The following is an 11,578-nucleotide window of genomic DNA, read 5'->3' on the forward strand; positions in this document are numbered from 1 at the left end:
AGCTGCAGGAGATTCTGTTCACCGAGCGCGGGCTGCCCAAGACCAAGCGGATCAAGTCGGGCTACACCACCGACGCCGACGCGCTGCAGAGCCTCTTCGCGCAGACCGGTGACCCGCTTCTCGAGCACCTGCTGCGGCACCGTGACGTGGCACGGCTCAAGTCCACGGTGGACGGCCTGCTCAAGTCGGTCTCCGAGGACGGCCGCATCCACACGACGTTCAACCAGACCGTCGCGGCGACCGGCCGGCTGTCGTCGACCGACCCCAACCTGCAGAACATCCCGATCCGCACCGAGGAGGGCCGGCGGATCCGCCGCGCGTTCATCGTGGGCGACGGCTTCGCCGAGCTGATGACCGCCGACTACAGCCAGATCGAGATGCGCATCATGGCGCACCTCTCCGGCGACGAGGCGCTGATCGAGGCGTTCAACTCGAAGTTCGACTTCCACGCGGCCACCGCCTCGTCGGTGTTCCACGTCCCGGTCGAGGAGGTGGTGCCCGATCAGCGCCGCAAGATCAAGGCGATGAACTACGGGTTGGCGTACGGTCTGAGCGCCTTTGGCCTGTCCAACCAGCTCACCATCTCCACCGAGGAGGCGCGTGGGCTGATGGAGGAGTACTTCACGCGGTTCGGCGGCGTCCGCGACTATCTGCAGGCAGTCGTGAAACGCGCGGTGCAGGACGGCTACACCGCCACGATCCTCGGGCGGCGGCGCTACCTTCCCGACCTGACCAGCGACAACCGGCAGCGCCGCGAGATGGCCGAGCGGATGGCGCTGAACGCGCCGATCCAGGGCTCCGCGGCCGACATCATCAAGGTCGCGATGCTCAAGGTGGACGACGCGCTGCGCTCGTCCGGCCTGCGCTCGCGGATGCTGCTCCAAGTGCACGACGAGCTGGTGTTCGACGTCGCGCCGGGGGAGCGGGAGTCGCTGGAAGAGCTGGTCCGGCGCGAGATGGGCGGGGCGTACCCGTTGTCCGTGCCGCTCGAGGTGTCGGTGGGCGCCGGACGCGACTGGAACGGCGCGGATCACTGATAGTGACGAATTCAGACTCAGTGATTAACCGGTTGAGAATCTCGTGAAGCGTTCATCGACAAGTGTGAATTAGAAGACACTGAGCTGCGGAAACATTCATTCGCCCGGATGGTTGCGCGGCTCTGCGAAGCTGTTCGCATGCCGACCCCTTCATCGGACACACAGTCACTGACAGATGACCCGGCCTGGGTGCCGCTGACCCGCGGCCCTCTCGATGCGGAGCAGGCCGGAGTTTTCGCGCCCATGTTCAAGGCGCTGGGCGACCCGGTCCGCCTCCGCTTGCTGTCCATGATCGCCTCCGCCGGTGGCGGAGAGGTGTGCGTGTGCGACCTCACCGGATCGTTCGCGCTGACCGGCCCGACCATCTCGCACCACCTCAAGGTGCTGCGAGAGGCCGGGCTCGTGGACAGCGATCGGCGCGGCACGTGGGTGTATTACCGCCTGGTGCCGGCGGCGCTCGCGCTCATGGGTGGGCTGCTGGCCCTCAGCGAAGCGGTGTCCATCGCCGCCTGACGCCTTCACTTCTTCAGCGGATCGTGGCCCCAATTCATCAATGACCACCGCCACGCGGTGTCCTCCACGTCGCCCGACGGCCGCTGCTTGAGATGACGGTGCACGTACCCGACGACCTTGCGCATGTGGGCGAGATCCGCCTCGGTCAGGTCGGCCTTCTTCGTCCGGAGGATCTTCACGATCTTGCGACCGGAGTCGTGCCCGACCGACTCGCCCCCGCCGTTCTTCTGACCGACCTTCTGGGATTCCTCGGTCTCGAGCCACTTCTCCAGCTCGGCCGGCGTCATGTTGACGGCGTCCTTGAAGTCCTTCTGAACGTCGTTCTCGGTGTCAGTCGCCATTCTTCAGCGCTCCCGGCTTGTGCACCGCTTCCCGCCCGGTCTTGTCGCTCTTGACCTTGTACTGCGGGTCGTCCTTCGAGGCGTCCACCGTGCGACCCGCCTCCTCGGTCCGTGAGGTGATCTTCTTCTCCACCTCGCCGTGCACCGTCTGGCCGTGGCTCTTCCAGGTGACCTTGTCACCTTTGCTGAGGTCTTCGCTCATGATCCCGGGGCTACCCGAGGCGGGCCCGGTCACACCCGGTCAGCCGGTTGCGTTCCCGGCCCTGACCAGGCCCGACTCGTACGCATAGACCACCGCCTGAACGCGGTCGCGCAGGTTCAGCTTCATCAGCACCCGGGCCACGTGGGTCTTCACGGTGGCGTCGCCGACGGCGAGCGCGGCAGCGATCTCCCCGTTCGACATGCCGCGGGCCATCAGCCGCAGCACGTCGGCCTCGCGCGGCGTCAGGTCGGCGAGCTCCTTTGGCGGCTCGGGGCCGGGACGCCCGGCGAACGCGGAGATCACGCGGGTGGTCACGGCCGGATCGAGCAGTGCGTCGCCGCCGGCGACGACCCGGATGGCGGTGATCAGGTGCTCCGGCGACGAGACCTTGAGCAGGAAGCCGCTCGCCCCGGCCCGCAACGCCCGGTACAGGTTCTCGTCCGTGTCGAAGGTGGTGAGCACGATGATGCGTGGCGGGTGGGGCGTGGCGAGCAGGGTACGCGTCGCGGCGAGCCCGTCCTGGCGTGGCATAGCGATGTCCATCAGCACCACGTCGGGCCGCAGCCGGAGCGCGAGCGTGACCGCCTCGGCGCCGTCGCCGGCCTCGCCGACCACGGTCATGTCCGGCTCGGTCTCGATCACCATCCGGAGCCCGGCGCGCAACATCCGCTGGTCGTCCGCGATGAGCACGCGGACCGACCCTGAGCCGCCCCCGCCGGCGCCGCTCGCCTCTGCGCCGCCGGTTGCTGAATTGCTTGTCACGAGGGCACCCCCGTCGCGCCGGCCTCTCCGGTCACGCGTGTCACGGCCGCGGCATCGCCGCTTCCTGCCGCCGGTGGGCGCCCGCCGGGCAGGTGGGCCCGGACGGCGAAGCCGCCCTCCTTCCGCGGGCCGGCGGTCAGCTCGCCACCGAACAGCGTCACCCGCTCCCGCATCCCGATCAGACCCTGACCGCCGGCCGTCGCGCCCGGCGCCGCCGGTGGGCCGTCGTTGACGACCGCCAGGTGCAGCCCGTCGGCGCGGTGGTCCAGCGTCACCTCGACGCGGGCCGGGCCGGCGTGCTTGAGCACGTTGGTCAGCGCCTCCTGCACGATCCGGTACGCCGACAGATCCGCCGCGGGCGGCAGCGGCGCCGGCTCACCCGTACGCCGCACCGAGACCGTGAGACCCGCCTCCCGCACCTGGGCGATCAGCTCGTCCAGCCGCTCCAGCCCGACCGGCGCCTGCGCCGTGTCGGTGCCCTCGCCGCGCAACAGTCCCAGCGTCCGCCGCAGCTCGCCCACCGCATCCCGCCCGGAGGACTCCACCGTTCGCAGCAGCTGCGGATCCACGGGCAGCCCGCCCTCCAGCCGCCGGCGCACCACGCCGGCCTGGATCGTCATGACAGTCACGCTGTGCGCCACCATGTCGTGCAGCTCCCGCGCGATCCGCACCCGCTCCTCCATGATCGCCTCGCGGGCCTGCTGCTCCCGGATCGACGCCCGCACCGCCGCGGTCTCGGCGAGCCGCTCGGTCTGCAGCGCCATCGCCACGCCCAGCGCGTAGGGCGCGAAGCTGAAGAAGAACGCCGCCATCGGGTCGGTCCGGTCGTACGCCCAGTAGACCAGCGCGGTGACCAGCACCAGCCCCGCCGAGACCGCCGCCCGGACCAGGTCGCGGCGGGCGCCGCCCCAGCGCAGCAGCCGGCCGGCCGTGTACGACGCGATGATCATCGCCACCAGCTGCCAGAGCCGGTAGTTGATCGGCGGCTCGTCGTAGAGCACCGCGCTCGCCGAGACGCTGCTCGCCGCGAGCGCCACCAGCGGGATCACCCGGCGCAGCAGCACCAGCGCGGTGAACACGGTCAGCGCGTACGGCCACCAGTCGCCCGGCATCCGCACCACGAACTCCTCGGTCAGCGCGAACGCGGCGAACCCGGCGGCCACGGCGACGTCGAGGGGCTTCAGGACACCACGCCTCAACACAGCCTGACGGTACGGGCGATGCGAGCTCGGCGAGACCACCTCGAGGCGGATGTCGTGTCCGCCGCGCGGCGGACCCGCGATCACTCCCGATACGGGTTACGCCCGCGTCCGGCGTCCCTAGCGTCGGCCTCCTCACCGATTCGAGGAGGAAACGATGTGGCGTAAGGCTGCCGCCGTCTGTCTGGTGACGGCACCCATCGCGCTGGCGGTCGCCACCGGCGTCGACCCGGCGCTCGGCGACGACCAGGGCTACGGCGTCTACCGTGCGCACCCGGAGGCCACCCAGTGGCACTCGCTGTTGCTGCACTGGGCGTGGGTGCTCTTCGTGCCGGGCCTGCTCGGCCTGCTGGCCCCGATCCGCCGCCGCGGTGCCGCGACGGCCGGGGTGGCGTGGGTCGCGGTGGTGATCGGGCTGGTCACGTTCTCGGCGCTGATGGCGTTCGACTTCTTCCTGCTCGCCCTGGAGCAGAACCTGCCGGACGCGCAGGCGCAGGCGGTCGACGAGCGGTTCCAGCAGCTGACCTGGACGGTCGCCGGGTGGCAGTGGCCCGGCCTGGCCGGGTGGGGCTTGGCACTGATCCTGACGCCGATCGCGGCGGCCCGCGCGCGGGTGATCTCATGGTGGACGGCCGGCGCGGCCCTGGCCGGGACCGCCGGCTACTTCGTGTTCGCGATCTCGCCGGTGCCGTTGTGCCTGATCGGGCCGGTGATCATGATCGGGGCGTACGCGGCGGCCGGATGGCAGCTGGTCCGCGGCGGCCGGGCCGGCGCCGCCGAACCGGACAACTTCGGTGACTTCCGCCGTCGGGCCGGGCGGATCTGCATGATCGCTGCGCCGCTGTCGTTCGCCGCCGGGATGGCCACGGTCACCGCCGACACCGTGGCGCATCCGGTCCGTACCCAGGTCAGCGCCTTCCTGCTGCATCTGGGATGGGTGCTGTTCGTGCCCGCGGTGCTGCACGTCGCCGCCCGGGCGGGCCGTTTCACGCAGGTCGCCGCCGGGGTCACGGTGCTCGCCCTGATCAACTTCAGTGCGCTCATGATGGGCGACTCGGCCGACCTGGCCGCCCGGCAGGTGCTGGACGCCGCGACCGCGGACCGGGTCGGCGACACCTTCGGTGGCCTGCCGCTGTTCGCCTTCGGCTGGATGCTGCCGGGGATGGTGCTGAGCCTGCTCGGGCTGGTCGTGGTGCCGATCGGCGCGGCGGTGGACCGGGTGGTCAGCCGCTGGACGGCGGCGCTCGCGGTGGCCGGCGTCGCGGCGTTCCTGGGGCTCGGGCTGGGCTGGGCCGGTGTCGTCGGGCCGCTGCTGCTGGCGGCGGCGTTCGGCCTGATGGCGCGTGACCTGCGGCGGCCGCGGTCAGCCGAGCTTGTCGCAGACGAAGATCGCGGTGCCCGGGAAGAGGCGGCCGCGTAGTGGGCTCCACTGACCCCAGATCCCCTCGTGACCCTCCGGCCACTCCGGTTCCACCAGGTCGCGCAGCCGGAAGCCGGCCGCCACCAGCTCGCGGACCCGGTCGCCGAGGGTGCGGTGCTGCTCGACGTAGGTCGGCACCCCGGCGTCGTCCTGCTCCACGTACGGGCGGCGGTCGAAGTAGGAGTTGACCGCCGTCAGGCCGCGCTCGTCGGGCTCGTCCATGAAGATCCAGCGCATCGGGTGGGTGATCGAGAAGACCCACGGGCCGCCGGGCCGCAGGACACGCGCCACCTCGCGCATCACCGCGGCGGAGTCGGCGACGAAGGGGACCGCTCCGAACGCCGTGCAGACGATGTCGAAGGTGGCGTCGGCGAACGGCAGGGCCAGGGCGTCGGCCTGCACGAGCGGTACGCGTACCCCGGACCGGTCCGAGGCCGCGCGCGCCTGGCGCAACATGCCCTCGGAGAGATCGAGCGCGACCACCTCGGCGCCCTGGCCGTGGAGCCAGCGGGCGCCGGCCGCGGCGCCGCACCCCAGCTCCAGCACGCGCCGCCCGCGCACCTGGCCGAGCAGCCCGGCCTCCGCCTCGCGCAGACCCTCGGGGCACCAGACGAGGTCGACGTCGCCGAGGAACGTGCCGTGCTCGGCCTGATAGTCGTCGGCATCAATGTCCCACCAGCCGCGGCTGGCCACCCGGCTCTCGTCGTCGGAGACCGGACGGCGGGTGACGTGATCGACCACGCCACAGGGTAACGCAGGCCCAAACCGGACAAATATGCCTGGCTGGAGAACAATATGCCTGCGTCCTCGGGAGGGCTTGCAACCTGTGGTAATGCGCACGGTAAGCTAGTCGATGCGCTCGCGGATCGTGTGCCTCGGCAGGGAGCAGGCTCCGCAAGTCGTCGGTTTCAGCCCGTTCGCTTCGCCTGATCTTTCATGATCACACCGGATGTTCGTGCTGTGCCCGCCGGCAGTTCCGCGGGAGCGAGACACCACGAAACCATCCGTTCGGAGCAACAGTCCACATGACGAGCAGCATCGAGGCCACCTCGAGCGCCAACAAGGTCACCGTCGACGACCTCGGCTCGGAGGAAGCTTTCCTCGCGGCCATCGACGAGACCATCAAGTACTTCAACGACGGCGACATTGTCGAAGGCACCGTCGTCAAGGTCGATCGGGACGAGGTCCTGCTCGACATCGGCTACAAGACCGAGGGGGTCATCCCCTCTCGTGAGTTGTCGATCAAGCATGACGTGGACCCCGCGGAAGTGGTTTCGGTCGGTGACCACATCGAAGCCCTCGTCCTCACCAAGGAGGACAAGGAGGGTCGTCTGATCCTGTCCAAGAAGCGGGCTCAGTACGAGCGCGCCTGGGGCACGATCGAGAAGATCAAGGAAGACGACGGCGTCGTGCGCGGCTCCGTCATCGAGGTGGTCAAGGGCGGCCTGATCCTGGACATCGGGCTGCGCGGCTTCCTGCCGGCGTCGCTGGTGGAGATGCGCCGCGTGCGCGACCTCCAGCCGTATGTGGGCCGCGAGCTCGAGGCGAAGATCATCGAGCTGGACAAGAACCGCAACAACGTGGTCCTGTCCCGCCGCGCCTGGCTCGAGCAGACCCAGTCCGAGGTTCGCACCGAGTTCCTCAACAAGCTGCAGAAGGGCCAGGTCCGCAAGGGCGTCGTGTCCTCCATCGTCAACTTCGGCGCCTTCGTGGACCTGGGTGGCGTGGACGGCCTGGTGCACGTCTCCGAGCTCTCCTGGAAGCACATCGACCACCCGTCCGAGGTCGTCGAGGTGGGCCAGGAGGTCGAGGTCGAGGTGCTCGACGTCGACCTGGACCGCGAGCGCGTCTCGCTGTCGCTCAAGGCGACGCAGGAGGACCCGTGGCGCCAGTTCGCCCGGACCCACGCGATCAACCAGATCGTGCCGGGCAAGGTCACCAAGCTGGTTCCGTTCGGTGCGTTCGTCCGCGTCGACGACGGCATCGAGGGCCTGGTGCACATCTCCGAGCTGGCCGAGCGTCACGTCGAGCTGCCCGAGCAGGTCGTCCAGGTCGGTTCGGACGTCATGGTCAAGGTCATCGACATCGACCTCGAGCGGCGTCGCATCTCGCTGTCGCTCAAGCAGGCCAACGAGGGCTTCGTCGAGGGTGAGGAGCACTTCGACCCGACCCTCTACGGCATGGCGGCGACCTACGACACCGAGGGCAACTACATCTACCCGGAGGGCTTCGACCCCGAGACGGGTGAGTGGCTCGAGGGCTTCGACAAGCAGCGTGAGACGTGGGAGCGGCAGTACGCCGAGGCCCGCGAGCGCTGGGAGGCCCACACCAAGCAGGTGCAGACCTCTCGCGAGGCCGACGCCGAGGCCGCGCTCAACCCGGCCCCGGCACCGGCCGCCGCGTCGTCCACCGGTGCTGGTGGCGGCGGCACCACCTCGTCGTCGAGCTCGCCGGCCCCGGCGCGCGCGGCGGAGGAGCCGGCCGGCACCCTCGCCACCGACGAGGCGCTGGCTGCCCTGCGCGAGAAGCTGGCCGGGGGCAAGTAACCCGAGTTCGGTTTTCGAGAAGCCCGTCCGTGACCTCGGTCGCGGGCGGGCTTCCGCTCGTTTGCCGCCGGCGCCGGACCCTTCGGGCCCGATGTTGCTGCCGGCGGCTGGTCCTTCGGACGGCGCGGAGAACCCGGACCCTTCGGGTTGAATGGTGTGGATACTGGCCGGGTGCTGAAGGTGGGTCTGACCGGCGGGATCGGGGCGGGTAAGAGCGCGGTGTCGGCGCGGCTCGCGGAGCGCGGCGCGGTGATCATCGACGCCGACCGGCTGGCCCGTGAGGTGGTCGCCGCCGGGACCGAGGGGCAGGCCGAGGTGGTGGCCGCGTTCGGCGCCGAGGTGCTCGGCGCCGACGGCGAGCTCGACCGCCCGGCGCTCGGCGCGCGCGTCTTCGGCGACGAGGAGGCCAGGCGCCGGCTCGAGAAGATCATTCACCCACGGGTACGCGCCCGCACCGCCGAGCTGACCGATGCGGCGCCGTCCGACGCGATCGTGGTCAACGACGTACCGCTGCTGGTGGAGACCGGGCTGGCCGCCTCGTACCACCTTGTCCTGGTGGTCACCGCCGACGAGGAGACGCGCGTGCGGCGCCTGGCCGAGACCCGCGGCATGCCGGCCGAGCAGGCCCGCTCACGCATCGCCGCGCAGGCCACCGCGGCGCAGCGGGCCGCGGCCGCCGACGTCCTGATCCCCAACGACGGCCGCCTCGCCGACCTGGATGCGCTGGTCGGCGCGCTGTGGCGGGACAGGCTCGTGCCGTTCGAGGAGAATCTGCGCCACCGCCGCGCCGCCCCGCAGGACAGCCGCCTGGTGATCGCCGAACCGGACCCGTCGTGGCCGGCGCAGGCCGACCGGCTGATCGCCCGGATCCGGCGCGCGGTCGGCGCGGACGCCCAGGTCAGTCACATCGGCTCGACGGCGGTGCCGGGCCTGCCCGCGAAGGACATCGTCGACCTGATGCTCGCCGTGCCGACGCTGGACCGGGCCGATCAGGCCGCGGACGCACTCGCGGCGGCCGGCTTCCCGCGCCGGCAGGGGGAGTGGTTCGACAACGCCCGCAACGTGCCCGGCGCGACGTGGCCCAAGCGCCTGCACGGCAGCGCCGATCCGGCCCGCCCGGTCAACCTGCACGTCCGCGTGATCGGCTCACCGGGCTGGCGCTTCGCCTTGCTGATGCGCGACCACCTGCGCGCCGACAAGGCGGCGCGCGACGATTACGCCGCCGCCAAGGAGCGCTGGCGTGCGGAGCACGCCGATGCCGGCGCCTACGCCGAGGCGAAGGAACCCTGGTTCGACCGCGAGGCCACGGCCGCGGAGGCCTGGGCGCAGTCGACCGGGTGGCACCCCGGGCCGTGAGCCGGCGGGCTCGCTGATCATCCCGCCGGGATCTCCCTCGCCTGCACCACCCGGGCCTCCGGAGCGGCGTCGCCGACCCTCTCCCGTAGCGCCCGGCGGTCGGGGTCGGCCAGGAACGTGTCCAGGCCCGCCCGCGAGGCGAACCGGATGATCTGCACCTCGGTCGCGTCGTCCGTGCCACGCAGGCGGCGATCCAGGTGGCCGCCGTGGCGGGCCAGCAGGGCCAGCACCTCGTCCTCGTAGCGCACGCCGTCCGCCTCGGCGCCCGGCCGCATCTCGACCACGACGCCCAGCAGCAGGCCGGGTTCCGCCGCCGCCGCGGCCAGGTCGCCGACCGCCGTGGCGTAGTAGAGGGACTCCTCCAGGTGGAACGCGATCTGCCGGACCGACCAGGCAGCACCGTCGCGCCGGTCGAGCTCGGCGTCGGACAGCCGCCGGAGCCGGACCTGGTAGATCTGGGCGAGGCGGGTCAGGCGGCTGCGCGCCTCGTCGAGATCGCCGGCGGTGAACGGCGCCAGGTCGGCCGGCGTGGTGATCGCGGAGGCGTGCCAGTGGTCGGGGATCGTCGGGACGCCGGCGAGCCGCGCCTCGATCTCGGCCAGGTGGTCGACCAGGTGGTCGGCGACGCGCCGGATCGCCTTGTGCGGGGTGTAGACGCGGTCGTCCACCGGCCGCGGCCGGCCGTCCCACCCTGGCCACGTGCCGGCCAGCTCGAGGACGCGGCCGACCATGCCGGTGACCACCTCGGCGGGGTCTCGGGCGTCAACCGAGGGTGTGTCGGACATCGGGGCTCCCATCCGTCGCGAACTCTGGGTGCCGGGATGCTATCGGCGACGTCCGACAATTTCGGCGGGGCCGGACAAGGAAAGGGCCGTCGCGGCGGCCGGTCGGCGCGAGGCGCTCGACCATCGTTGACGCGCTCGCCGGTGGACCCGGGGCTGCGATCACGATGCCGGCTGGCGGGGCCTTCGGTGGCCCGGTAACCCTCCGGACGGCCGCCGCGAGCGGCCTACCCGATCAGCGTAGAACCCGCGGGAAAGCCCCCACAACCGCCGCCGGGGGAGGCGAATGTGCATCCCTTGCACGGCGTGATCCTCCGGGGCTTGCAACCGACGCCGGAAACTTGTCGTACCCCCGACGTACGGTTGTTCCATGCCGATCGACATCCCACGTCTGGACGGCCGTTTCGAGGTCGTCAGCGAGTTCCAGCCTGCCGGTGACCAGCCCGCGGCCATCGATGAGCTGGAGCGGCGCGTGCGTCGCGGCGACCGCAACACGGTCCTGCTCGGCGCGACCGGCACGGGCAAGAGCGCGACCACGGCCTGGCTGATCGAGCGGCTCCAGCGGCCGGCCCTGGTGATGGCGCCGAACAAGACCCTGTGCGCGCAGCTGGCGAAGGAGTTCCGGGAGCTGCTGCCGAACAACGCTGTGGAGTACTTCGTCAGCTACTACGATTACTACCAGCCCGAGGCGTACATCGCGCAGACCGACACCTACATCGAGAAGGACTCGTCGGTCAACGAGGAGGTCGAGCGGCTGCGGCACTCGGCGACCATGTCGCTGCTGACCCGCCGCGACGTGATCGTGGTGGCGACAGTCAGCGCGATCTACGGCCTGGGTACGCCGCAGGAGTACATCGACCGGTCCGTCACCGTGAAGGTCGGGGCCGAGATCGACCGGGACGCGCTGCTGCGCCGGCTGGTGGACATCCAGTATTCGCGCAACGACATGGCCTTCCAGCGGGGCACGTTCCGGGTGCGCGGCGACACGCTGGAGATCATCCCGGCGTATGAAGAGCTGGCCGTCCGGATCGAGCTGTTCGGCGACGAGGTGGAGAAGCTCTACTACCTGCACCCGTTGACCGGTGACATCGTCCGCGAGGTGGACGAGCTCGTGATCTTCCCGGCGACGCACTACGTGGCCGGGCCGGAGCGGATGGACCGGGCGATCCGCGGCATCGAGGCCGAGTTGGCCGAGCGGCTCGCCGAGCTGGAACGGCAGGGCAAGCTGCTCGAGGCGCAGCGGCTGCGCATGCGCACCACCTACGACATCGAGATGATGCGGCAGGTCGGGTTCTGCAACGGCATCGAGAACTACTCGATGCACATGGACGGGCGCTCGTACGGCGACCCGGCGTTCTCGCTGCTCGACTACTTCCCCGACGACTACATCACGGTGATCGACGAGTCACACGTGACGATC

12 protein-coding genes are annotated in these 11,578 nt (G+C 70.8%); 6 read left to right on the forward strand and 6 right to left on the reverse strand.

Annotated features, from left to right (window positions below; all coding sequences use genetic code 11):
* Together AB0M20_RS10080 and AB0M20_RS10085 are read left to right on the forward strand one after the other, a co-directional pair.
* Positions 1 to 1,037 (forward strand): DNA polymerase (locus AB0M20_RS10080; RefSeq protein WP_364296473.1); only part of this gene is annotated, 1,037 nt, incomplete at its 5' end.
* A 138-nt stretch (positions 1,038 to 1,175) separates the two neighbouring features.
* Positions 1,176 to 1,550, forward strand: a complete 375-nt coding sequence (locus tag AB0M20_RS10085) for a metalloregulator ArsR/SmtB family transcription factor (RefSeq protein WP_364296475.1) — start codon at positions 1,176 to 1,178, stop codon at positions 1,548 to 1,550.
* Between the two features lie 5 nt (positions 1,551 to 1,555).
* Here the strand turns inward: AB0M20_RS10085 and AB0M20_RS10090 are convergent, their stop codons facing one another.
* The 4 genes from AB0M20_RS10090 to AB0M20_RS10105 form a co-directional block, all read right to left on the reverse strand.
* On the reverse strand, positions 1,556 to 1,891 hold the full coding sequence (locus AB0M20_RS10090) for a DUF3140 domain-containing protein (protein WP_364296477.1): 336 nt from the start codon (positions 1,889 to 1,891) through the stop codon (positions 1,556 to 1,558).
* A complete protein-coding gene (locus AB0M20_RS10095; RefSeq protein WP_364296479.1) occupies positions 1,881 to 2,093 on the reverse strand; it encodes a DUF2945 domain-containing protein in 213 nt (70 codons plus the stop codon). Before AB0M20_RS10095 ends, AB0M20_RS10090 begins: the two co-directional genes overlap by 11 nt.
* Positions 2,094 to 2,132: 39 nt before the next feature.
* On the reverse strand, positions 2,133 to 2,783 hold the full coding sequence (locus tag AB0M20_RS10100; RefSeq protein ID WP_364296481.1) for a response regulator transcription factor: 651 nt from the start codon (positions 2,781 to 2,783) through the stop codon (positions 2,133 to 2,135).
* Positions 2,784 to 2,851: 68 nt separating this feature from the next.
* Complete coding sequence (locus AB0M20_RS10105; RefSeq protein WP_364296484.1) at positions 2,852 to 4,057, reverse strand: sensor histidine kinase; 1,206 nt, start codon at positions 4,055 to 4,057, stop codon at positions 2,852 to 2,854.
* A gap of 154 nt (positions 4,058 to 4,211) precedes the next feature.
* On the opposite strand from AB0M20_RS10105, the gene AB0M20_RS10110 reads away from it, so the two are divergent.
* The gene (locus tag AB0M20_RS10110; RefSeq protein WP_364296486.1) at positions 4,212 to 5,474 is read left to right on the forward strand and encodes a hypothetical protein; all 1,263 of its coding nucleotides are present in this window, start codon (positions 4,212 to 4,214) and stop codon (positions 5,472 to 5,474) included.
* Here the strand turns inward: AB0M20_RS10110 and AB0M20_RS10115 are convergent.
* Positions 5,418 to 6,215: a class I SAM-dependent methyltransferase gene (locus AB0M20_RS10115; protein ID WP_364296488.1), complete on the reverse strand. Its 798-nt coding sequence runs from the start codon at positions 6,213 to 6,215 to the stop codon at positions 5,418 to 5,420. The two genes, AB0M20_RS10110 and AB0M20_RS10115, sit on opposite strands and share 57 nt — an antisense overlap.
* A 284-nt stretch (positions 6,216 to 6,499) precedes the next feature.
* Here AB0M20_RS10115 and rpsA point away from each other — a divergent pair, with 284 nt between their 5' ends.
* Both rpsA and coaE read left to right on the forward strand, forming a co-directional pair.
* Complete coding sequence (gene rpsA / locus AB0M20_RS10120; RefSeq protein ID WP_364296490.1) at positions 6,500 to 8,020, forward strand: 30S ribosomal protein S1; 1,521 nt, start codon at positions 6,500 to 6,502, stop codon at positions 8,018 to 8,020.
* Positions 8,021 to 8,191: 171 nt separating this feature from the next.
* Entirely contained in the window at positions 8,192 to 9,376 is a 1,185-nt protein-coding gene (gene coaE / locus AB0M20_RS10125) for a dephospho-CoA kinase (protein WP_364296492.1), read from the forward strand.
* Between the two features lie 17 nt (positions 9,377 to 9,393).
* Here the strand turns inward: coaE and AB0M20_RS10130 are convergent, their stop codons facing one another.
* Positions 9,394 to 10,161 carry a hypothetical protein gene (locus AB0M20_RS10130; RefSeq protein WP_364296494.1) on the reverse strand — a complete coding sequence of 256 codons (768 nt, stop codon included), beginning with the start codon at positions 10,159 to 10,161 and terminating at the stop codon, positions 9,394 to 9,396.
* A 367-nt stretch (positions 10,162 to 10,528) separates the two neighbouring features.
* On the opposite strand from AB0M20_RS10130, the gene AB0M20_RS10135 reads away from it, so the two are divergent.
* On the forward strand, positions 10,529 to 11,578 hold a 1,050-nt coding region (locus AB0M20_RS10135; protein ID WP_364296496.1), incomplete at its 3' end, for a DEAD/DEAH box helicase family protein.

The sequence above is a fragment of the Actinoplanes sp. NPDC051633 genome, from assembly GCF_040681735.1.
Lineage (GTDB): Bacteria > Actinomycetota > Actinomycetes > Mycobacteriales > Micromonosporaceae > Actinoplanes.